Consider the following 24711-nt stretch of genomic DNA (forward strand, 5'->3'; position numbering starts at 1 on the left):
TCAACAACCAATTATTAAGTATATATTCTTAACAACTGACCACTGACAACTGACCACTGACTAAAAACAAAATTACTTAGCACCCATTTGGGCAGCAACTTCATCAGCAAAGCTCATTTCGTTCTTTTCAATGCCTTCACCTAGCACATAACGCACAAAGCGACTAACTTGAATTTCTTCGCCAACTTTGGATTTTACTTGTTTCACCAATTCTTCTACCGAAATACTTTGATCACGGATATAAGGTTGATCTAGTAAAGTCATTTCTTTGAGGCGCTTATCAATTCTACCTTGAACAATCTTTTCTTTGATGTTCTCTGGTTTATTGCCTAAGTCGTCCTTACCCATTTCGATGCCTTTTTCTTTAGTGACAATTTCGGCAGGGATTTGGTCTACGCTAACGTATTCAACGTTAGGACAAGCGGCAACTTGCATTGCTGCATTTTTAGCCAAACTTTGGAACTCTTCATTAGCAGCGGCTGAAGCACTTTGAGCGGTCAATTCCAATAATACACCAACACGACCACCAGTATGAATATAGCTATCTGCTATTCCTGGTGTATCAGTGGTGAGAGAGAAATTCACAAAGCGCCGAACTTGAATATTTTCACCAAGAGTTGCAATTGTTTCTTTGATGAATTCATCAACAGTGACACTGGACTTTTCAAGATAGGGTTGAGCCAATAAAGACTCTACACTATCAGTGGTTGCAGCTTGTTGTGCCAAGTTCTTAACCAAGGCTTTAAAAGCTTCATTGCGGGCAACAAAGTCAGTTTGGCAGTTGACCTCTATGAGTACACCTATATGTCCATCAGCTTGAATATAGGTGTCTACTAGACCTTCTGCGGCGATGCGAGCGCTTCCTTTGTCAGCTTTAGCAATACCTTTTTGCCGTAGCCAGGTTATGGATTCTTCGACATCGCCATTATTTTCCTTCAGTGCCTTTTTGCAGTCCATCATGCCAGCACCGGTTTTTTGGCGTAGCTCTTGGACGAGTTTCGCAGATATTTCCGCCATATTGCCTCAATTCTTAACTTGACAGATACAAATATTATTCAAGATTATCAGACGATCAGGACTCATTTGAAAATCATTTAAGAGACTTCCAATCAAAAAAAATATCCCAATCTGTAGTATGGATGTAGGGGTAAAGCGCAGTCCCTTGAAGCCAGAGAATAAATTCCTGTCTAAAAGCTAAAGTCGGTTAAAACCGACTATTTTAGCGTAAATAGGATAATGATTGACTTTGAGTTAGCCAAAGTGCGTTTTAACGCACTTTAGCTTTTACACCGGAACTTAAGTTCTGGGCGGGAATGTTGCAGCCAAACAAATAAGTTATCCCTAGCCTAAGTTGACACCAATGAGAGCTGCTAAACCCCTACTTGTTTGCCAGACTACTTATGCTTCGCCTTCAGATTCAGTGCTATCACTTTCATCATATTCGTAATCTTCGTCAGCATAATCATCGTAATCTTCTTCTGCTTCTAGTTGACCGTGACGGCCTTCGTAGATAGCATCTGCTAATTTACCAACAATTAGCTTAATGGATCTGATTGCGTCGTCGTTGGCTGGGATAGGAATATCCACAACGTCTGGATCACAATTTGTATCCAACATGGAAACAATGGGAATACCTAATTTTTCGCATTCTTGAACTGCGTTATATTCCCGCTTCTGGTCAACAATAACCACGATATCGGGAACTTTCCTCATGTTTTTAATGCCGCCCAAGTATTTTTGTAGCTTCGTCATTTCCCGACGCAGCATAGAGGCTTCTTTCTTTGGCAATAAATCCAGTGCGCCGGTTTCTTCTCTCCGCTCTAAATCTTTGAGACGCTCGGCTCTGGTTTTAATCGTTGCCCAGTTGGTGAGCATTCCACCCAACCAACGTTGGTTAATGTAGTGAGAACCACAACGGAGGGCTTCTTGGGCAATAATTCCGGCTGCTTGGCGCTTAGTGCCAACAAACAGGAATTTTTTACCTTGTTCGGATTGGGTCCGCATATAATTATACGCGTTATCCATCAACTGGGCTGTTTGTACCAAGTCAATGATATGTACACCATTTCGTGAGGTGTAGATATAAGGAGCCATTTTAGGGTTCCAACGTCTGGTCTGGTGACCAAAGTGAACACCTGACTCCATCATTTGAGCCAAGGAAACTACTGGCATATTTTGTTACTCCTATTCGGGTTAAACCTCCATCTAGGTGCATTTCTCAATTTAAGAAACACCCGAATTCCCAGATGTGCGGATTTTAGACAACTGTACTAGGGTAACACAAATATATTGAATTTTGTGGTGAACTGGGATTTTTTATTTTCAGTATCATTATTTTAAGGATACTGAAAGAGCTAAAAATCATGCTAATTTAGTAATATAGTTAACATTTGATTACGATAAAAAACTATATGAATACGATTTTAATTATTGAAGATGAAGTTCAAATCAGAAACAATCTTAGGCAGATATTGCACTTATCAGATTTTGATACATTAGTTGCAGAAAATGGGTTACAGGGTTTAGAGTTGGCTAAAGATAAACATCCTGATTTGATAATTTGCGATTTAATGATGCCTGAGTTAGATGGCTATGGTGTATTAACTCAACTGCGTCAGCATAGTGATACTGCAACAATTCCTATAATTTTCTTAACTGCTAAATCAGAGTGGTCAGATTTACGTAAAGGGATGGAACTTGGTGCTGATGATTATTTAACAAAGCCTTTTAATTCTAATCAATTATTGCAAGCGATCGCTACCAGACTGAATAAACAAGCAATATTTGAGCAAAAAACTCAGGAAAAATTGGATAATTTACGCAGTTGTATTACTAATTCACTACCCCATGAAATTAATACTCCTCTCAATCATATTATAGGAATATCAGAATTATTGATGGCAAACTATGGAGAATTTGACCAGGCAGAAATATTAGAAATGCTACAACATATTCATAAAGCTGGTCAACGCTTGCATAGATTAACTGTGAATTTTATCATGTATGCAGACCTGGAGTTATTAGCATCTAACCCGGAAAAAGTAGCAGCACTGAGAAATAATGGAGTTAAAACTTTTGTCACATCAATAGTTGAAAGTGTAGCTTTAAAAATTGCCAAAAAAGCTGGGAGAGAAGCTGATTTAACGATTGAAATCTCAGATGGTATGGCGCAAATATCTCCTGCAAAAATAGCTAAAATTACTGAAGAAATAATTGCGAATGCCTTTAAATTTTCTCCGCCTAATACACCAGTGAAGATTGTCGGAAATAGTCATAATAATGCCTTTCATTTGTCTGTAATTGACTATGGACGTGGTATGACTCAGGAGCAAATTAATAATGTTGGGGCTTATGTCCAGTTTGAACGTAAAATGTATGAACAACAAGGTTCTGGTTTAGGATTATTAATTGCTAAAAGATTGGTAGAACTACATGGAGGAGAGTTTTCCATTGAGAGTATCTATGGGGCGCAAACTATTATGAGAATTGTGCTTCCTCAGCCGAAATTTTAAGAAATTTTGGTCATAGACTTGACTAGAAAAGCAAGAGAGAACATTGAGAATATATTCAAAGCTATATCGAACATTTTGGGAAGGGAACAGGGAACAGAAGAAGATGTCAGGGTTTTCGGCATTTTCCCTATAATGGAAATTGTGGATTTGTGGAGATATAGAAAAAAATGACTAAGCTACGGGTGGGTTTACTGTTTGGTGGACGTTCTGGAGAACATGAAGTTTCAATAATTTCGGCACGGGCGATCGCTCAAGCCCTCAGTTTAGAGGAAAATGCTAATAAATACGAAATTTTGGCTTTTTATATCCAAAAAGATGGTGTTTGGCAAGCAGGAGAAGTTGCACAACAAGTTTTAACATCTGGTGTTCCCCAAGAAATCCCCTCCATAACCCCTAATTTATGGCAATTCCCGCCCGAAACTGCCCAAGTTGAGCTTTGGTTTCCCGTTCTTCACGGTCCCAATGGCGAAGATGGTACAATTCAAGGTTTATTGACTTTAACCCAAGTTCCCTTTGTTGGGTCTGGGGTATTGGGTTCAGCAATGGGAATGGATAAAATTGCCATGAAAATGGCCTTTGCCCAAGCGGGACTACCTCAAGTAAAATATAAAGCTGTGACGAGGGCGCAAGTTTGGTCAAATGCTTGTGTATTTCCCAAATTGTGTGATGAAATTGAAGTTGCATTAGGCTATCCCTGTTTTGTCAAACCTGCTAATCTAGGTTCATCGGTAGGAATTGCTAAAGTGCGATCGCGTCAAGAATTAGAAACAGCTTTAGATAATGCAGCCACCCATGACAGACGGATTATTGTCGAAGCTGGAGTTGTGGCCAGAGAAGTTGAATGTGCAGTTTTAGGTAACGACAACCCCAGAGTTTCCGTCATTGGTGAAATTACCTTTGAGAGTGATTTTTACGATTACGAAACTAAATATACCCCAGGGAAAGCCGATTTATTCATTCCTGCAAACTTACCAGAGGTGGTAGCACAACAAATTCAAGATATGGCTTTACAAGCTTTTGCGGCTGTTGATGCGGCTGGGTTATCCAGAGTAGACTTTTTTTATGTGGAAGCTACGGGAGAAATTTTCATCAACGAAATTAATACTTTTCCAGGTTTTACCTCTACAAGTATGTATCCCCAACTCTGGGCTAATACGGATATACCCTTTGCCAAATTAGTAGATCAGTTAATTCTACTAGCAATTTCAAGACATTCTCCAATTAATTAAGGGGATTAGGGAGAGAAGATAGCGGATTAGGTAAAGGGGGAAAATAAATATTTTCCTCTTGTCTAAACAATGATTTGCGTGATTGATGTGATTAACGTGATGGATAATGAGCAAGAGGTTAAAAAAAATAAAGATCCTAGAAAAATTCTCGTCAATCTAGTGAGAAAGTACCCTGGGATCTGGTTCTTGAGTTTGTTCCTAATTCCTATAGGAGTTGCAATTTTTGCATATCATCAACTGAGTTATATTAGCTATGTACCACAAAAAGAACAAAAAGAAACCGCACTTATCCCTGTACAATCAACCATTTCCACATTTTCCGATCCGAGTAATCCTCTACCTTTATGGTTGATAATTGCAGTTATCTTCTGCTGTTCTAGTGGTTCTTTTGTAATTTTCTACCTACTGCAAAACTCAAGAGAAGGCACAAAAGCTATTCAACGCACTCGCAATAGTCAAAAATTGTCCTCGCAGAAACGTCATAAATCCCCAAATTTTCCATCTGACAGCAAAAATTTGCTCATAATTTCGCCACCAGAGAAAATCTATCCCCTCAATACCAATGCGGAATTTGTCAGAGACAGACAAGATTCACGATTCCTCTAGAAACTTGTAAACACAAGATTTTTAAGAAAGTGCCAACTTGGCAACCAAGTTTTAATTACCTAAGTTACATTGATGCAAGATAAACAAATTCAATATTGTGGCTATTAGAGGCTACTACATATTGATTTTTTTCATGCAGTACCAGAGTTTATGCTAACATTTTTCAAGCATAAATAACAATGATTTACAAATAATTGATTGACCATTGATGGAGTCGAAAATAATAACAATAATCAGGTTTGACATTTGCTGCAATGGGAATATTAACCGCATATAGATACTGTTTTTGCTACATTACCCCCCCAATGACTTGACAGTATTTGTATATATTTCTAAACGCTACAGCAGTAAATGTAGAGTGGGAGATTTCAGGCTTTTGGTATGCCTCCTCCCACTCTCTTTTTATTTTGTGTAGGGGTGAAGCATTCGCACGAGAAAAATATGGAACAAACAGATAAACTATATTGGCGAATGCTTCACCCTTTCCACGAGAAAAATATGGAGCAAACAGATAAACTATATTGGCGAATGCTTCACCCTTTCCACGAGAAAAATATGGAACAAACAGATAAACTATATTGGCGAATGCTTCACCCTTTCCCATAAAAATGACAAAGAAATCCATCTATTAAATTTATGCCCTACAATTCCAATATTCACCACCGTCGTTCCATCCGATTAAAAGGATACGACTATACTCAACAGGGAGCATATTTTGTCACCATTTGCACCCATCAACGTAATTGTTTATTTGGTGAAATTGTAGATGGTGAAATAAAATTAAATACAAATGGCGAGATAGCAAGGGGTTCTTGGTTATCTATTCCTCGATATTTTAAAAATGTCGAGTTAGATGAATTTGTGATCATGCCCAATCATTTACATGGGATTATTATCATTGATAGTTCTGAGGTGGTGGGCGAAGCATTGGCAAATCAAGATTTTTCACAATTGTTTTCTGAGGTGGTGGGCGAAGCATTGGCAAATCAAGATTTTTCACAATTGTTTTCTGAGGTGGCGGGCGAAGCATTGGCAGATCAAGATTTTTCACAATCGTTTTCTGAGGTGGCGGGCGAAGCATTGGCAAATCAAGATTTTTCACAACAACAAAATTTATCAAGCCAATGCTTCGCCCCTACAGTCTATACGGGTGAAACAGTTAAAATTAATGGGACAAAACCACAATCTTTGGCGGCAATAACTCAAAATTATAAATCAGTTTCTACACGCCAAATTAATCGGATGAATAAAGCTAAAGGAAATGTAATTTGGCAGCGTAATTATTATGAACATATTATCCGCAATGAAGAAGCATTAAATAATATTCGTGAATACATTGTCAACAATCCGATAAATTGGGTAAAAGATCAGGAAAATCCTGCTAATTTTCAGACAATGCAATTATTATCTAATAAAAATCCAATCAGATTTATTTAAAAGAAATTGGTATCTTTTAAAAACTCCAAAATTGCGGCATTCACAACAGTAGAAGAACCAGTTGAGGCATCATGATAGCAATTTTGCAAAATTTGTAACCGAGAATTGGGAAGATGTTGATGTAGTTTTTCCCCATGACTAGCAGGAAACCAACTATCTTGATCTCCCCATAATACCAAAGTTGGACATTCAATATTTTTGAGATTTTTTTGAATATTACTCAACATACTTGGCTGATTTGTTCGCAAACTCTCAATTTCTTGAGCAGCAATTTGTAAATCTTCCGCAACTTTTACCAAAGTTCCCGGAATTTCAATAAATGGGTAAGTAATCCAGTAAATATCTTCCTCTGTTAACAGGGAAGGATCATACAATACCTTCCGTCTTTCTGTTCCCATAACTTCTCTGACTAAAGGTGCAAACCAATATGCGAGACGTAAATTATCAACTGCATGGATAATCTCTATTGGTGTTTGTGCCAGTAAACCCATAGACCAATGAGGTAAGCTTTCTGTAAAAATAGGGGCATTAATTACTACTAAACGTCCGATTAAATCAGGATTTTTACCAGCTAATCCTAAAGAAATTAATGCTCCTATAGATTCTGCTACTATTATGGGTGGTTCATCACATAAAGCTTGAATAATGCGTTTTAATTCAATAATTTGATGTCCATTTTCTTCTCGACGAGATACAGGCTTTTCGGAAAAACCAAAACCTTTAAAATCACAACAAATTACCCGAAAATGTTGAGATAATGGTTCAATACTATGTCGCCAATTATAACTCCAACTGCCTAAACCATGTAATAGAATTAGCGGTTTACCTCGACCTTTTTCACCATAAGCTATTTGAATTGGATAACCTTGAGCATCAGGAATAACGAGATATTGCCGTCCTTGAGGAAAATTATCTTGCCACCAATCTTTCATAATTTTCTAGGATAATTTAATTACCAGTGAAGACTTGCCATAATATTCTTAGTAATATCACGGGGATGGATATTAAGACAATAGCCAGTAGAAATAAACCCACAGTAAAAATGAGGATAAATGATTTATCTGCTTTTTGATTTTGCTGAGGAGATTTTAAAGATTCTTCCAATAAAATAATATTGTAATTATTAGCTTTCCACGCAAAATCAAACAAGTCTCCTAACATGGGAATAGCCCCAACTAAGGAATCAACAATTACATTCATTACCATCCTGCCTAATGTGGCTGTAGGTACGCCTAATTGTGCAGCTTCAATGATAATATAAAACGAAAGTATGAGTCCTAAAGCATCACCTCCTATGGGAAGTAATCCAATAATAGGATCTAAACCAATTGCTACTTGTGTTCCGGGAACGGTAATTATATTATCTAATACCTTACTAAATTGACGTAGACGCTTTAATCTAGGTGCATAAGCATCAGGTGTAATTGAAAACTGTTCGGAAGAATTAGGCATTATTAATAATTTTCGATGACTTGATGATCAACTTTTCTATTATCTCATTTATCTAACTAAAATTTTTTTATATTTGCTTGATAAAATTGTAGCTAGATTAACTATTCTTTGATAATTGTCGAATCGGTTTATGTTATCAGTATTTTTGCTTAATTAATGTTTAGAAAAATGTCTAATTAAGTACCATAATACAGCTATATTAACTATAGACGAGCCAATAGTAGCATAACCGAGTCCGCTTTTCTCATGTTGTTTGGTGAGAATATCCCCCAGTGTTGCCCCAAATGGTCAAGTCAGAACAAATGCCACCCAAAACAAGATAACTTGGGAAATTTAAGTATAATAATGCGCTGCCAATACGAAAGCAAGTAAACTAGCAATTAAAACATATCCGCAGGATCAGCAGATTGGAGTTTATTAGTAGCAATTACTCCGGAAATAGCACACATAATTATAGTTAATAATAGCACTTGTAAACCACGAATTATGGTCATATACATGGGCAAATTTGTCGCTGTTCGGGTTAGCTGATAAAGTCCTAAAGATACGGCTACCCCTGGGAAAAATCCCAAAGCTGCTAAAATTAAAGCTTCTTCAAAAATAATAGTTAGTAAATAAAAATGACGATATCCGATGGCTTTAAAAGTTGCATATTCTCGCAAATGGGCGTTAACATCTGTGGAAAGAACTTGATAAACAATAATTACTCCAACCACAAATCCCATTGATACACCGAGATTAAAAATAAACCCAATGGGAGAATTGCTACTCCAAAAGTTATTTTCAAATTCAATAAATTCCTGATGAGTGAGAACCTTAATATCATCTTTCAAATAAGCCTTTAATTGGGCAACAACTTGGTCAGTTTTATAACCTGGCTTGATTTTAACTAAACCGATGTTCACACTACTTGTAGGCTGCCTGGCAAAGATTTGGGAGAAGTTATTTGCACTGGTAATTAAACTACCGTCAGCGGCAAAGGAAGCACCAAGTTTAAATAAACCACCAATAGTAATTGTGCTACCATTAATTTCAGTTGTGACAGTTTTACCTTCTTGAATTTTCTTTATTGCTTGTTGATATTCTCCTCTGGCTGCCCGATCAAATAAAACTGTATTTGGTAATTTAATCTTCTGTAATTGTTGATTAATTTCTGGTAAATCAAAAGCTGGTTGATCTGGATTTATCCCAATAATTAAGACTCCGGTTTCCAAATGTGTTTGGGGATTCTTCCAAATAATATGATTGCAATACATAGCTTCAGCCGATTTCACCCCCGGTATATCCATTGCTTGATAAAGTCGTCTCCGGGAAAAAATAGACATACTTTGTAAACTACGGGCTTGGGGACTAATGAGAATAATATCAGCTTGTAAACTGCGATGTAATCTAGTATTGCTGTCATATAAAGCAGTTTGAAAGCCTGACTGCATAAACATAAGAACATCAGCGAAAGCAATACCTGATATTGCTACGAATAAACGACTTTTTTCATGAGTAAGTTGCAACCAACCCAAAGGAGTTCGTCGTCGAAATTGTTGAAAAATACTAATCATAGGAATGATAATTGACAACTAACAACTGTACGGGCGAAGCATTTGGAGAACTATTTTTGGCAATGACCGATAATTTATCTTCCAAATGCTTCGCCCCTACTAACAACTGTACGGGCGAAGCATTTGGAGAACTATTTTTGGCAATAACCGATAATTTATCTTCCAAATGCTTCGCCCCTACTAACAACTGTACGGGCGAAGCATTTGGAGAACTATTTTTGGCAATAACCGATAATTTATCTTCCAAATGCTTCGCCCCTACTAACAACTGTACGGGCGAAGCATTTGGAGAACTATTTTTGGCAATGACCGATAATTTATCTTCCAAATGCTTCGCCCCTACTGACAACTGACAACTGTACGGGCGAAGCATTTGGAGAACTATTTCTGGCAATGACCGATAATTTATCTTCCAAATGCTTCGCCCCTACTGACAACTGACAACTGACTAAAGACTAATAATTACCTTAACTTGCATATTAGTAAATTTAGCTGCTTGCTGACTGGAAGCTGTATTTAGTCGGATATGAACCTTGACTATTCTGTTATCAATATTGCTAGAAGGATCTGTATTAGTGAGATTTTGCTTGCTTACATGTAAACCGATTCTTTCTACTTTTCCTTGCAATTCTTGAGGAAAAATATCACCAACTATTCGCACCTGTTTACCTTGAAGAATTTTGGTAATATCACTTTCGTAAACTTCAGCAACTACATACATTTGACTGGTTTTACCAATGTCAGCAATGCCATTATTAGTAATCAATTCTCCTGGGTGGGTATGGATTTCAAATACTTGTCCATTTTGAGGAGATTTTACATAAGCTTTCTGGAGATTAATAGTAGCTTTTTTCACTAATACTTCTGCCCGATTTAATTCGGCTATTGCAGCTTCTACATCTACTTTCCTAACTTCAGAAATCTGATCTAGTGTTGCTGAAGCTTCCTTTTTTCGTTGTTGGCTACTTAATTCCAGTTTTTTTAATTGTGATTGTGCCGCTTCAAGACTTTTTTTAGCCGTTTCTACATTCAAGCTTTTACTATCTCTTTGAGACGCAGAAATTGCCCCTTCTGTATATAATTCTTGATAACGTTTATTTTCAGATTCAGCATTGAGTAATTCTGCCTGGAATTTTTCTATAGTTGCTTTTTGAGTATCAATATCACCTTGACTTTCTACAGCTAATCTGTCAATTATCGCTTTTTGAGCCGTAATTTCTCCTTGTTTAACACCTGCTTGAATTTGAGCTATTTTAGATTGAATTATCCTCACTTCTGCTTGCGCTTGGGTTAATTCTGCTTGCAAGCGATCGCTATTATCTAAAATAGCAATTGCCTGTCCTACTTTGACCATATCTCCCTCCTGAATTAATATCTTTTCGACTCGACTTCCTTCTCCAGATACAGGTGCTGATAATTTAATTACTTCCCCCTCTGGTTCAATTCTACCTAGGGCTGTAACTGTTTTTATCTCTGGTATTGCGATCGCAGCAGTTGCTAATTTTTGATTATCTATATCCCGAAATTTTAGGACAATAAAAACACTAATACTAGCCACAGATAAAGATGCCAGCATAGCAATAGCTATAGCTAATCGGAGAATAGACTGAGAAGATAATGAACCTTGTAGCTTGTGGTTTTGCACAACTGCATACCTTTTCAGTGCTGTTTCAAAATTAGTTAATGAAAAATATGAGGTAGAAAACGTAATCCTGGAAAACCTAAAAATGTAGATCTAGACAAAATCGGTTTAGTCAATTTATTGCATTACAGATGACAAATCAATTCTAGATTTTTGACAGAAACGAACATTTAGAGATAATATGCCAGAATAGAAAGTCAGATGGTTAACCAATGACAGTTTTAATAAAAATAAGTAGGTTAGCATTGAAAATCGTCGTTATGGCACTAGGCAAGAGGCAAGAGGCAAGAGGCAAGAGACAAGAGGCAAGAGGCAAGAGTGAAGAGGGTTTGGGCGATTTTACTTTTCGTTACATATTACGGTTTTTTGCCGTTCACCTACTTAGCACGAATATAATTAATAACGAGGCTAATGACAATAATATTAAGTTATTAAGAAAAATCGAAATTTATACTTAGTTATTGTCGGAAAACTTTGTTAAATATTTCCCAAAATTATCAGAGGTAAGCTGTAGTGCATTTAATTTTTATAACTCTAGTAGGGGTAATTCATGAATTATCCCTACTAAATTAGGGTTATCAAATTTAGCTGCGTAACAGCTTAAAAGGGAAAAGAGAACAGGAAAGAAATTTATCTTTACTCTTGCCTATTACCTATTTACAGATTAGATAGCACCTCTTTAGCAGCAGCTAATGTCTGTTCAATATCTTCGGAAGTATGTGCTAAAGAAGTAAAACCAGCTTCAAATTGAGATGGGGCTAGGTAAATACCATGCTCTAACATTCCGCGATGGAAACGACCAAATTTAGCTGTATCTGCCTTTTTGGCATCTTCATAGTTATGCACAGGTCCAGCGGTAAAGAATAGCCCAAACATGGCACTAATATGACCACCACAGGCAGCATGACCCGTATCTGCACAGATTTTTAGCAATCCATCAGCTAACTGTTTGGTAATTTTTTCTAAATACTCATAAGTACCGGGTTTGTTGAGTAGTTCCAGGGTTTTAATTCCTGCTGTCATGGCTAAAGGATTACCGGAAAGAGTTCCAGCTTGATAAACTGGGCCTGCGGGGGCAACCATTGACATAATCTCACGGCGGCCACCATAAGCGCCGACGGGTAAACCACCACCAATGACTTTACCCATTGTAGTTAAATCGGGGGTAACACCAAATTTGGCTTGTGCGCCACCGTAGGCAATGCGGAAGCCTGTCATGACTTCATCAAATACTAATAATGCCCCATATTCTTGAGTAAGTTCCCGTAGTCCTTCTAGGAAACCAGCATCAGGGGTAATAAAACCAGCGTTACCAACTACGGGTTCAAGAATGACTCCGGCGATTTCGTGGGGGTTTTGTTCAAATAAGGCTTTTACGGCTTCCAAATCATTGAAAGGCGCGGTTAAGGTGTTGGCTGTGACGGATTTTGGTACTCCTGGGGAGTCGGGTAAACCCAGGGTAGCAACACCAGAACCGGCTTTGACCAGGAACATATCTGCGTGTCCGTGATAGCAGCCTTCAAATTTGATCAATTTTTCTCGATTTGTAAAGGCTCGCATCAGGCGTAATACCGCCATACAAGCTTCTGTGCCAGAGTTAACGAATCTGACCATTTCGACGCTAGGAACGGCATCAATGACCATTTCGGCTAAAACGTTTTCAAGAGCGCAGGGAGCGCCAAAACTTGTGCCTTTATCTAGGGCTGCGTGTAGTGCGGATATGACTTCTGGATGAGCATGACCACAAATAGCGGGGCCCCAAGTCCCAACATAGTCAATGTATTTGTTGCCGTCTACATCCCAAATATATGCGCCATTCACACGATCAAATACGATGGGTTGTCCACCGACGGATTTAAAAGCGCGAACGGGAGAACTGACTCCTCCGGGCATCAGGTTTTGAGCAGCAGCAAAGATTTCTTGTGATTTTGTGGTTTTAATTGTGGTGTTTACCAAGGGTATCTCCTCTGAGGTGGTGATTAAAATTGAGCTTCTATCTTAGGATAGGGTGAAAAGTTGCTTGTGAATTTCTCTGGTATGGGATTAGCTGAAAATGGTATCTTGAGTCAAAGAATTATTGTAAATTAACTGGTATGTCTTCTTCTGAACTGAAATCGCTTTCATCTGCTATCCCTGTGGACAAAATTCGCTACGATGACAAGGGTTTAGTGCCGGCAATTATCCAAGATTATTTGGATGGAACTGTGTTAATGATGGCTTGGATGAATCGGGAATCGTTGCAAAGGACTTTGGACACTGGGGAAACTTGGTTTTGGAGTCGTTCCCGGCAGGAATTTTGGCACAAGGGCGCGACTTCTGGACATATTCAGAAGGTACAAACTATTCGTTATGACTGTGATAGTGATGCTCTGTTAATCGGGGTGGAGCAGTTGGGTGATGTAGCTTGTCATACTGGAGAACGTAGTTGTTTTCACCAGGTTGATGGCACGGTGACACCACCACCAGGGGATAGTTTATCACAATTGTTTGCGGTAATTTGCGATCGCCGCGATCATCCTAATGAAGATTCCTATACCTGTAAATTACTGGCTGGTGGTGATAATAAGATCTTGAAAAAGATTGGTGAGGAAAGCGCGGAGGTAGTCATGGCCTGCAAGGATGATGATGCCGATGGAATTGCTGGTGAAGTTGCAGATTTGTTTTATCATACTCTTGTAGCCTTAGCGCATCATCAGGTTGATTTAAAAGCAGTTTATCGGAAGTTGCAAGAAAGAAGGAAATAGGCTAATTTATGAATAATTGTCTGATAGCGTAGCGTGGTGCAAGCCATATCAGGATAACCAGGATTTGAGGATTTAGAGGATTGATGGTTAACATTTTTACTGTCTGAATCAGGATAACCAGGATTTGAGGATGTACAGGATGATGATGAAAATTGTAGGTTGGGTAGAATGAAATGAAACCCAACATTATATTAATTGTCACAAATCAGGATAACCAGGATTTGAGGATGTACAGGATGATGATGAAAATTGTAGGTAGTAAAATCACAATTTTATGATTTCAACAATGACAGACAAATAAACATCCTGAAAATCCTTTAATCCTGGATATCCTGATTCTGACAAATAAATTATAAAATTCACCAACAATTAAACAATCAAAATCCTGAAAATCCTTTAATCCTGGACATCCTGATTCTGACAAATAAAGACACAAAATCAAACCATCAATTAATCAATAACATCCTGTAAATCCTGTACTTCGACTTCGCTCAGTAACCGGTTATCCTGATTCAGACAAATAAATTATAAAACTCACCAACAATTAAAATCCTGTAAATCATAATTCTAAAAAACCAGGAAAAACTAAAAATGACTATTAACACAATTTTAGCAGAATTTAGACAAAATTCCACGTCTCCCCGTGAATTAGGTGATAAGTTTGAACGATTAATGTTAGCTTATCTCAAAACTGAAAACTTTTATAAAGATCATTTTAGCCAAGTTTGGTTATGGATGGATTTTCCTAAACGCGGAAATATGCCAGATACAGGTATAGACCTAGTAGCAGTAGAACGCTATACTGGCGATTATTGGGCGATTCAATGTAAATGTTATAGTCCAGATCAGACTGTAGAAAAATCAGATATAGATTCATTTTTCACCGCTTCCGGGACAAATTTATTTAAACAACGGATGATTATTTCTACTACTGCAAAATGGAGTAAACACGCCTTAGCAGCTTTAAAAGATCAACAAATTCCTGTTATTCTTGCTACTATTCATGATTTAGCAAATAGTCCCATTGATTGGGATAAATTCAGTTTCAAAAATCCTGATCATTTAGAACTTAAACCTAAAAAACAAATTCGTCCTCATCAACAAACCGCTTTAGAAAAAGTCCTCGCTGGGTTTAAAACGGGAGATAGAGGTAAATTAATTATGGCTTGCGGTACTGGTAAAACCTTTACTGCTTTGAAAATTGCGGAAAATTTCCCTAGAGAAAATAATTTAATTCTCTTTTTAGTTCCTTCGATTTCTTTACTTTCCCAAACCTTGCGAGAATGGACTGCTGAAAGTGATATTAATTTTCATAGTATTGCAGTTTGTTCTGATGTGAATGTGGGTAAAAATAAGAAAAAATCTAAAAATGATGATCTTGCAGATATTACCATTAATGATTTAGCTTTTCCCCCGACAACTAACGCTGAAGATATTATTAAATCCTATCAAAGTATTCAATCTAAAAATCAAAAAGATTTAACTGTCATTTTTTCTACCTATCAATCAATTCAAGCTATATCAGATGCACAGAAAAAAGGTTTACCAGAATTTGATTTAATTATTTGTGATGAAGCCCATAGAACTACAGGAGTAACTATTTCTGGTGAAGATGAATCTTATTTTGTCAGAGTACATAATCAAGATTTTATCAAAGCTAAAAAACGTCTTTATATGACAGCAACTCCTAAAGTTTATCATCCTGATGCTAAAAATCAAGCACAAGAAAATGATGTTTTATTATGTTCAATGGATGATGAAGATATTTATGGTAAAGAATTTCATCGTTTAGGTTTTGGTGAAGCTGTTAGTGCTGACTTATTAAGTGATTATAAAGTAATGGTGTTAGCAGTAGATAAAAATTTTGTTAATGCAACTTTTCAACAACAAATTTCTGATGGAAAGTATGTATTAAATTTAGATGATAAAGCTAAAATTATTGGTTGTTGGAATGGTTTAGCAAAACGTATTCTTAATGATGAAGAAGGAGACGACACAGAAGATAAAACCCCAATGAAACGCGCGGTTGCGTTTTGTCGCACTATTGAAGATTCAGAAAAAATTGTCAAATTATTCGCTAAGAATATCAATGATTATCAAAAATTAAACCCCGAAGATGAAACAATTTTACAATGTGAATTACAGCACGTTGACGGTAAACAAAACGCTTTACAAAGAAATGAAAAATTAGAATGGTTAAAAGCTGAACCCCTTCATTCCCCCCCTTCACAAGGGGGGGTTAGGGGGGGTAATATTTGCCGCATTTTATCCAATGCGCGGTGTTTATCGGAAGGGGTAGATGTACCCGCGTTAGATGCGGTGATATTCTTCACACCTCGTAACTCAGTGGTGGATGTGGTACAGTCCGTTGGTAGAGTGATGAGAAAAGCTGAGGGGAAAAAATACGGTTATATCATTTTACCAGTTAGTATTGCGGCAGATATACCTCCTGAAATTGCTTTAAAAGATAATGAATATCAGGTAATTTGGCGAGTTTTACAGGCTTTACGTTCTCATGATGAGAGATTTAATGATACTATCAATAAGATAGAATTAAATAAACGTCGTCCTGATAAAATTAATATTATTGGTATAGGTGGTAAAGAAAAAAGTGATTCTTCTCAAAGTTTAAAAATAGAAACTACCTATAAACAATTAGAATTGAATTTTCCCATTGAAGAATGGCGAGATGCAATTTATGCGAAAATAGTTACTAAATGTGGTAATCGTCGTTATTGGGAAGATTGGGCTAAGGATGTAGCGAAAATTGCTGAAAGTAACACTTCCCGAATTAAAGCATTATTAGAAAATTCAGAATCAGAAGCGAAAAAAGTATTTGATGACTTTATCACAGGGTTACATCAAAATATTAATCCTAATGTCAGTCCAGATGAAGCTATTGAAATGTTATCTCAACATTTAATTACCAAACCGGTTTTTGATGCTTTGTTTGAGGGTTACGAATTTACTAAATATAACCCGGTTTCCCAGACAATGCAAAGAATGTTAGATGTGTTAGAAGGTCAATCTTTGCAGAAGGAAGTCAAGACTTTAGACAAGTTTTATGAAAGTGTGCGAGAACGCGCTAGTGGTATTGATAATGCAGAAGGAAAACAGCGGATAATTATTGAATTATATGATAAATTTTTCCGTGCGGCTTTTCCCAGGTTGGTAGAAAGATTGGGAATTGTTTATACTCCCGTGGAAGTGGTAGATTTTATGATTAAAAGTGCTGATTTTGCTTTAAAACAAGAGTTTGGAGTGGGTTTAACTGATGAGGGTGTGCATATTTTAGACCCCTTTACCGGGACGGGTACTTTTATGGTGCGGTTATTGCAAAGTGGGTTAATTAAACATGAGGATTTACAACGGAAGTTTAGTTATGAGTTGCATTGTAATGAGATTGTTTTATTAGCTTATTATATTGCAGCAATTAATATTGAGGAAAGTTATCATTTTTTAACTAGATCCCCCCTTACCCCCCTTAAAAAGGGGGGAAATATAGAAGTCCCCCTTGATAAGGGGGATTTAGGGGGATCTTCTTATCAACCTTTTAATGGCATTGTTTTAACAGATACATTTCAAATGTTTGAGAATGAGGGTTATTTGTTAGAAAGTATCTTTCCTGAAAATAATCAACGGGTAATTAATCAAAAGCAAAGGGATATTACTGTGATTATTGGTAATCCTCCTTATTCTGCTGGACAAACAAGCGAAAATGATGGTAATAAAAATCTCAAATATGAAAATTTAGATCAAAAAATTGCCAATAGTTACGCTAAACATTCTACTGCTACATTAAAAAATAGTCTTTATGATTCTTATATTCGCGGTTTTAGATGGGCTAGTGATAGAATTAAAGACCAAGGTATAGTTTGTTTTGTCAGTAATGGTTCATTCATTGATAATAATGCAATGGATGGTTTTAGAAAATGTTTAGTAGATGAATTTACTAGCATTTATTGTTTTAATTTACGTGGTAATCAAAGAACTTCGGGAGAACAATCGAGAAAAGAAGGAGGTAAAATTTTTGGTTCAGGAAGTCGTGCTACTATTGCGATTATTTTCTTAATCAAAAATTCCAGTAAGAAATCAGAAAATAAGGTATTTTATCATGATATTGGTGATTATTTAAGTCAAAAAGAAAAACTAGATATTATTAAAAATTTCGGTGATATATCTACTATTAAATGGCAAGAAATCACCCCTAATGAAAATTATGATTGGATTAACCAACGTAATGATGATTTTGAAAGTTTTATTTCATTGGGTGATAAAAAAGATGCAACTACTAAAACTATTTTTGATGTTTATTCAAGAGGAGTAATGACTTGTAGAGATAATTGGGTTTATAATTTCTCTCAACAATCAGTTATTGATAATATGACGAGAATGATTGATTTTTATAATCAACAAGTTGAGGAGTTCAAAAATCATTTGAAAGGTCAAACTTTAACTAATGCTGAACAAAGAAAAAAACAAGTAGAAAGTTTTATTGATACTGACCCTAAAAAGATTAGTTGGTCTGGAGAATTAAAAGACGATTGTGGAAAATTAATAATTCATGCTTTTAATCCTAGTGAAGTTGTTAAAAGTATGTACCGTCCTTTTTGTAACCAAGCTTATTACTATAATAAAGACTTAAATAATCGTCTTTACCAAATTCCTAAAATATTCCCTAATCAAAATTTAGAAAATCTAGCAATTTATGTAACTGGAATTGGTGCAAGTAAAGATTTTTCAGCTTTAATAATAGATGTTATTCCTAATTTACATTTACATGATACTGGTCAATGTTTCCCCTTATATACCTACGAAAAACAAAGCGAACTAGGAGAACTATTTGCAACAGCAACCACAGAACAATACACCAAAAAAGAAAACATCCCCGATAGCATTTTAAAAGAATATCAGCAAAAATATGAAGACAAAACCATCACCAAATCAGACATCTTCTATTACATTTATGGAGTATTACATTCACCCGAATATAAACAACGCTTTGCGTCAGACCTGAAGAAAATGTTACCACGAATCCCCTTTACTGCGGATTTTTGGACATTCAGTCAAGCCGGTAGAGAATTAGCGTATTATCATCTCAACTATGAAACCATAGAACCTTATGAATTAGAAGAATTTAAAAAAGAATTATATTTAGATCACCAAGATTATCAAGTGGAAAAAATGGTCTTTGGTAAGAATAAAAACGGCCTAGATAAAACCATCATCATCTATAATAGTAAACTTACCCTATCCCAAATCCCCCTAGAAGCCTACGAATATATAGTAAATGGCAAATCAGCCCTAGAATGGATAATGGAAAGGTACAAAGTCACCAAAGATAAAGATAGTGGCATAATTAACGACCCTAACCATTGGTCAGAAAATCCCCGTTATATAGTGGAATTAGTCAAAAGGATTGTGAAAGTAAGTTTAGAAACAGTGAAAATAGTTAATAGCTTACCAGCATTGAATGAGATTGTCTGATAATATTTGTCTGAATCAGGATAACCAGGATTATAGGATTTACAGGATGTGATTTTTAAATTTCTGGTTTAATTTTGTATCTTTTTGTCAGAATCAGGATAACTAGGATTATAGGATGTGCAGGATGTAATTTTTGTTTACTAAAAGATGATAAATATAGATTAAATAATGATATCATATCTTTAAATTCTGATGCTATGATGCAAACAGAAAATTGATCAATAACATCCTGTTAATCCTGAAATCCTGGACATCCTGATTCTGACAAAAAAAGACACAAAATCAAACCATCAATTAAACAATAACAATCCTGTTAATCCTGAAATCCTGGACATCCTGATTCTGACAAAAAAAGACACAAAATCAAACCATCAATTAAACAATAACAATCCTGTTAATCCTGAAATCCTGGACATCCTGATTCTGACAAAAAAAGACACAAAATCAAACCATCAATTAAACAATAACAATCCTGTAAATCCTGTAAATCCTGGACATCCTGATTCTGACAAAAAAAGACACAAAATCAAACCATCAATTAAACAATAACAATCCTGAAAATCCTCAAATCCTGGACATCCTGATTCTGACAAATTCCCACAGAAAAATAATCAATAACAATCCTGTTAATCCTCAAATCCTGGATATCCTGATTCTGACAATTAAATATTGAGGCGCGGGCAAGATGCCCACCCCACAAGATGATAGAATTATCTAAACTACAACCTTTTCTAAAATCAATTTAGAACGCTTCATTTTTTCAGGAATAGCCACAGGATAATCACCAGTAAAACAAGCTGAACAAAAACTATTAGTATCTTCTCTGGTGGTTTCTAGCATTCCTTTCCAACTCAAATAAGCTAAACTATCAACTTGTAATTGCTTGGCTATTTCCTCCACTGATTTTGTCGCCGCAATTAATTGATCTTGGGTATCAGTATCAATACCATAGAAACAAGGATGAGTTACAGGAGGAGAAGAAATTCTCATGTGAACTTCGGACACACCAGCATCACGCAAGGCTTGCACAAGTTTACGGCTAGTAGTTCCCCGGACAATGGAATCATCAATAATTACAACTCGCTTACCGAATAAGACATCTTTAAGGGGATTAAGTTTCATTTTAATCCCTGATTCCCGCATGGCTTGGGTAGGTTGAATAAAGGTGCGACCGACGTAGCGATTTTTAATCAGTCCTTCACCATAAGCTATACCAGAAGCTTGGGAAAACCCAATGGCCGCAGGAATACCAGAATCAGGAACACCAAACACTAAATCAGCTTCTACAGGGGCTTCAGCCGCCATTTTCCGTCCTAACCGCATTCGATAACTATATAAAGTTTCGTTGTGCATGAGGCTATCAGGACGGGCAAAGTAGATCATTTCAAAGATACAAAGTTTGCGTTCTGATTGTTGATGCCATTGAAATGATTCTAAACCAGTTTCAGTGATCCAAACCAATTCTCCAGGGGCAACATCACGCAGATATTCCGCACCGATAATATCTAAACCGCAGGTTTCGGAAGCGAGAACATAACGGACTGGTTTACTATCTAAAGTACCAATGACTAAGGGACGAATGCCGTTGGGGTCACGGACTCCCATTATACCATCAGGTGTGGCAATAGTCAGACTAAATGCACCCTCGCAACGATGAAAGGCACTCATAGCCCCTGTTACCCAATCTGCACCAGCGTTGACTTCTTGAGCGATCGCATAAGCAATCATTTCCGAGTCCGTGGTCGTGATTAAGTTAAACTTATCTTTGAGTAACTCTTCTCGCAATTTTACGGTATTGACTAAATTACCATTATGTGCTAAAGCTAATAAACCCAACCGAGTTTCGACTACAGCGGGTTGGGCGTTAACTTTACGACTAGAACCGGTAGTGGAATAGCGATTATGACCAACTGCCAGATTTCCGGGTAACTGATCTAAGATAGTTTCATTAAAGACTTGAGACACCAAACCCATATCTTTGTGCTGGTGAACACGCGTACCCTCAAAGGTAGCAATTCCAGCAGATTCTTGACCCCGATGCTGAAGAGCATACAATCCAAAGTAGGTCAATTTAGCAACGTCTTGTTCTGGGGCATAAATGCCAAACACACCACAAGCTTCTTCTGGTTTGTCACAGGCGTTTTCATCCGAGGTAACGGAATTAAGGGGAATCATGCTGGTATTGCTCCTGGTGGGGTGTCGATTCAGTGGGAACTAGGAATTGGTGATTGGTGATTGGTGATTGGTGATTGGTGATTGGTGATTGGGAATTGGGAATTGGGAATTGGGAATTGGGAATAATTAATTTTTATCCTGACTCCTGACTCCTGACTCCTGACTCCTGACTCCTTCTTCTTAACAAATCTTTAACCATCCATTAAAACAGTACCGTAAATTGGTTAAGAATCAAGTGCGAATTGTGAATTTTCGTATTCAAACCTTGATTTTTGCTGTTGATCAGGTATTGGTGTAGATAGCGAGACGTTTAGAGATTGCCTGAGAATAGCGATCGCTCATATCTTCGAGACTAACCTGGAGTAACTTATGGTTATCTGCGGTTAAAATCTCTAAATTACCGGAATTAGTTACTGTTCCCAGTTTTTGCCAATTCTCTGGAAGAGTTCGGTGTAAATAGGATTCCCATTTTTCTTGGTTTTCTCCACTGACAGAAACTAAAATTCTCGCCCCACCTTCACCAAAAAGAACTTCATCAAAACGGGAATCGTGATTTGCACTAATTGGGAAATTAATTTCCGCCCCCAAATTCCCAGAAAGACAAGATTCCGCTATAGCTACAGCCACACCACCCTCAGCCGAATCATGGGCAGAATTTACCCAACCAGCGCGAATACCCTCACGACAAGCCTTTTGTACGAGTCGTTCTAAATCAAAATCAATTCTAGGGGGCTTACCAGCGATCGTATTATGAATAGTTGCCAAATATTCAGAAGCACCCAATTCTATTTTATATTTTGGATTTTGGATTTTGGATTGAATTGATAAACCTAGAAGATAAATTATATCATCTGCATTTTGCCAACCTTGTCCGCAAATTTTGGTTAAATCAGGAATCAATCCCACCATACCCACAACCGGAGTCGGGTAAATTGGTTGAGGATTACCTTCCGCGTCAAAAGTTTCATTGTAGAGAGAGACATTCCCCCCAGTTACCGGCGTTCCCAACTCCCGACAACCCTCACTCAAACCCCGACAAGCGGACGCTAATTGCCAATAACCAATGGGTTTTTCTGGACTACCAAAATTGAGGTTATCCGTCACAGCGATGGGTTCAGCACCCACACAGCTAAGATTGCGGGCAGCTTCCGCGACTACTGCCTTTGCCCCCTCATAGGGATCAAGATAAACATAACGAGAATTACAATCTACCGTAGCTGCAACGCCGGATTTTAGATTTTGGATTTTGGATTTTGGATTTTGGGGTGCTTCTAAGGGACGGATACGAATGACAGCCGCATCAGCACCACCGGGTAACAATACGGTATTATTTTGAACTTGATGGTCATATTGGCGATAAACCCAGCTTTTAGAAGCAATAGAGGGAGTATCTAACAAAGTCAATAGAATCTGATTCCAACTTTGCAGACTTCCTGCAATTTCAATACCCGCAGCATTGCCAACAGGTAAACTATCACTTGTCCATTGCCATGCTTTTTGGGCATATTCGGGGACTTCTGTTAATAATTCTCTTTCATACAAAGGCGTATTTTCCGCCAAAGCATCAGCCGGGATTTCGGCAGCTATTTTCCCCTCAAACCAAATTCTGACAATGGGTTCTGCAATTACAGTCCCCGCAACCACCGCTTGCAGTCCCCAACGGTGGAAAATATCAATTAATTCCTGTTCTCGTCCTTTTTCGGCCACAAACAACATTCGTTCTTGAGATTCCGAAAGCAGGTATTCATAGGGAATCATTCCCGATTCCCGCACCGGAATTTTGTCTAAATCGAAGTCAATCCCCACACCACCTTTTGCAGCCATTTCCGAAGTGGAACAGGTGATACCCGCAGCCCCCATATCCTGTGCCGCAACTACAGCCCCGGTTTTAAATGCCTCTAAACAAGCTTCAATTAAGGACTTTTCGACAAATGGATCTCCCACTTGCACAGCGGGACGGTTATCCATTGATTCCTCAGTCAATTCCGCACTGGCAAAACTTGCGCCGCCCATGCCATCCCGTCCGGTGGTTGAACCCACATACAGCACGGGATTTCCTAAGCCTGAAGCCCCTGATTTAACAATTTCCGCCGTTTCCATCAAACCCAGTGCCATGACGTTGACCAGGGGATTGACCGAGTAGGCGGGGTCAAAATAGACTTCACCACCTACAGTCGGCACTCCAACGCAGTTACCATAATGGCTTATGCCCGCCACTACGCCTGTAAACAATCTTTGGGTTTTGGGATCATTCAAATCACCAAAGCGCAAAGAGTTTAATAAGGCTATGGGACGCGCCCCCATGGTAAAAATATCTCTTAATATCCCACCTACTCCCGTGGCTGCACCTTGAAATGGTTCAACGGCGGAAGGGTGGTTATGGGATTCTATTTTAAACGCTAATTGTAGTCCGTCGCCGATATCCACAACTCCAGCATTTTCACCGGGTCCGACAAGAATGCGGGGACCTGTGGTGGGAAACTGTTTGAGTAATGGGCGGGAATTTTTATAACAGCAATGTTCTGACCACATCACCCCAAACATTCCTAGTTCGGCTTTGTTGGGGTGACGGCCTAAGCGGCGGACGATTTCGGTATATTCTTCTGGTTTTATGCCTTCTGAGGCTATTTCTTGGGGGGAAAAGGGATTTTCACCAAATGTGGTCATGGAAGTTATGCACCAAGAGGACAGAGAAATATTCTATCTGAGATTCCCAACTTCTTTTTTTTTAATCTTGTCATTGACAAAAATTTCTGGTAAATGGGCTGGAATCGTATCAGGTTTGTGTTTGACACTCCCCGGTCTAAAGACGCGGGGATTCTTAAGATTTTACAATCCTAATATCCTGTTCACACAGGTTCCCAGACTCAG

The 24711-nt window shown here is 37.7% G+C and carries 18 protein-coding genes; 7 read left to right on the plus strand and 11 right to left on the minus strand.

What is annotated here, in order from left to right:
• Window positions 1-72 precede the first annotated feature (72 nt).
• Together tsf and rpsB are read right to left on the minus strand one after the other, a co-directional pair.
• Window positions 73-1017: a translation elongation factor Ts gene (gene tsf, locus ANA_RS19020; protein ID WP_015083054.1), complete on the minus strand. Its 945-nt coding sequence runs from the start codon at window positions 1015-1017 to the stop codon at window positions 73-75.
• Window positions 1018-1398: 381 nt separating this feature from the next.
• On the minus strand, window positions 1399-2172 hold the full coding sequence (gene rpsB, locus ANA_RS19025) for a 30S ribosomal protein S2 (protein ID WP_015083055.1): 774 nt from the start codon (window positions 2170-2172) through the stop codon (window positions 1399-1401).
• 239 nt (window positions 2173-2411) lie between these two features.
• Between rpsB and ANA_RS19030 the strand changes: the two genes are divergently transcribed.
• The 3 genes from ANA_RS19030 (at window position 2412) to ANA_RS23745 (ending at window position 5347) form a co-directional block, all read left to right on the plus strand.
• Entirely contained in the window at window positions 2412-3512 is a 1101-nt protein-coding gene (locus tag ANA_RS19030; protein WP_015083056.1) for a hybrid sensor histidine kinase/response regulator, read from the plus strand.
• A 167-nt stretch (window positions 3513-3679) separates the two neighbouring features.
• Window positions 3680-4741 (plus strand): D-alanine--D-alanine ligase family protein, encoded by a 1062-nt coding sequence (locus tag ANA_RS19035; RefSeq protein ID WP_015083057.1) that lies wholly within the window; start codon window positions 3680-3682, stop codon window positions 4739-4741.
• 69 nt (window positions 4742-4810) lie between these two features.
• A complete protein-coding gene (locus tag ANA_RS23745; protein ID WP_015083058.1) occupies window positions 4811-5347 on the plus strand; it encodes a hypothetical protein in 537 nt (178 codons plus the stop codon).
• A gap of 289 nt (window positions 5348-5636) precedes the next feature.
• Here ANA_RS23745 and ANA_RS19045 read toward each other — a convergent pair whose 3' ends face one another.
• Entirely contained in the window at window positions 5637-5972 is a 336-nt protein-coding gene (locus ANA_RS19045) for a hypothetical protein (RefSeq protein WP_041458559.1), read from the minus strand.
• Between the two features lie 11 nt (window positions 5973-5983).
• Between ANA_RS19045 and ANA_RS19050 the strand changes: the two genes are divergently transcribed.
• A complete protein-coding gene (locus ANA_RS19050) occupies window positions 5984-6784 on the plus strand; it encodes a transposase (protein WP_015083060.1) in 801 nt (266 codons plus the stop codon).
• Here the strand turns inward: ANA_RS19050 and ANA_RS19055 are convergent.
• From ANA_RS19055 to ANA_RS19075, 5 genes are all read right to left on the minus strand, one after another.
• Window positions 6781-7716, minus strand: a complete 936-nt coding sequence (locus ANA_RS19055; RefSeq protein ID WP_015083061.1) for an alpha/beta fold hydrolase — start codon at window positions 7714-7716, stop codon at window positions 6781-6783. The genes ANA_RS19050 and ANA_RS19055 overlap by 4 nt on opposite strands.
• Window positions 7717-7732: 16 nt before the next feature.
• The gene (locus ANA_RS19060; protein WP_015083062.1) at window positions 7733-8236 is read right to left on the minus strand and encodes a DUF4112 domain-containing protein; all 504 of its coding nucleotides are present in this window, start codon (window positions 8234-8236) and stop codon (window positions 7733-7735) included.
• A 380-nt stretch (window positions 8237-8616) separates the two neighbouring features.
• Window positions 8617-9792, minus strand: coding sequence for an ABC transporter permease DevC (devC, locus tag ANA_RS19065; protein ID WP_015083063.1), 1176 nt, complete (start codon window positions 9790-9792; stop codon window positions 8617-8619).
• Window positions 9785-10165 carry a hypothetical protein gene (locus ANA_RS19070; RefSeq protein WP_041458560.1) on the minus strand — a complete coding sequence of 127 codons (381 nt, stop codon included), beginning with the start codon at window positions 10163-10165 and terminating at the stop codon, window positions 9785-9787. The genes devC and ANA_RS19070 overlap by 8 nt, the downstream gene beginning before the upstream one ends.
• Before the next feature lie 75 nt (window positions 10166-10240).
• Entirely contained in the window at window positions 10241-11437 is a 1197-nt protein-coding gene (locus ANA_RS19075) for an ABC exporter membrane fusion protein (RefSeq protein WP_015083065.1), read from the minus strand.
• Between the two features lie 209 nt (window positions 11438-11646).
• Here ANA_RS19075 and ANA_RS19080 point away from each other — a divergent pair, with 209 nt between their 5' ends.
• Window positions 11647-11892, plus strand: coding sequence for a hypothetical protein (locus ANA_RS19080; protein ID WP_041458561.1), 246 nt, complete (start codon window positions 11647-11649; stop codon window positions 11890-11892).
• A gap of 199 nt (window positions 11893-12091) precedes the next feature.
• Here the strand turns inward: ANA_RS19080 and hemL are convergent, their stop codons facing one another.
• On the minus strand, window positions 12092-13390 hold the full coding sequence (gene hemL / locus ANA_RS19085) for a glutamate-1-semialdehyde 2,1-aminomutase (protein ID WP_015083066.1): 1299 nt from the start codon (window positions 13388-13390) through the stop codon (window positions 12092-12094).
• A gap of 137 nt (window positions 13391-13527) precedes the next feature.
• On the opposite strand from hemL, the gene hisIE reads away from it, so the two are divergent.
• The gene (gene hisIE, locus ANA_RS19090) at window positions 13528-14178 is read left to right on the plus strand and encodes a bifunctional phosphoribosyl-AMP cyclohydrolase/phosphoribosyl-ATP diphosphatase HisIE (protein ID WP_015083067.1); all 651 of its coding nucleotides are present in this window, start codon (window positions 13528-13530) and stop codon (window positions 14176-14178) included.
• Between the two features lie 591 nt (window positions 14179-14769).
• Complete coding sequence (locus tag ANA_RS19095) at window positions 14770-19665, plus strand: DEAD/DEAH box helicase (protein ID WP_015083068.1); 4896 nt, start codon at window positions 14770-14772, stop codon at window positions 19663-19665.
• A gap of 714 nt (window positions 19666-20379) precedes the next feature.
• Here ANA_RS19095 and purF read toward each other — a convergent pair.
• Window positions 20380-21840, minus strand: a complete 1461-nt coding sequence (gene purF / locus ANA_RS19100) for an amidophosphoribosyltransferase (RefSeq protein WP_015083069.1) — start codon at window positions 21838-21840, stop codon at window positions 20380-20382.
• A gap of 282 nt (window positions 21841-22122) precedes the next feature.
• A complete protein-coding gene (gene purL, locus ANA_RS19105) occupies window positions 22123-24507 on the minus strand; it encodes a phosphoribosylformylglycinamidine synthase subunit PurL (RefSeq protein ID WP_015083070.1) in 2385 nt (794 codons plus the stop codon).
• Between the last annotated feature and the right edge of the window lie 204 nt (window positions 24508-24711).

The organism is Anabaena sp. 90, from assembly GCF_000312705.1.
In the GTDB taxonomy this organism is placed as follows: domain Bacteria; phylum Cyanobacteriota; class Cyanobacteriia; order Cyanobacteriales; family Nostocaceae; genus Dolichospermum; species Dolichospermum lemmermannii.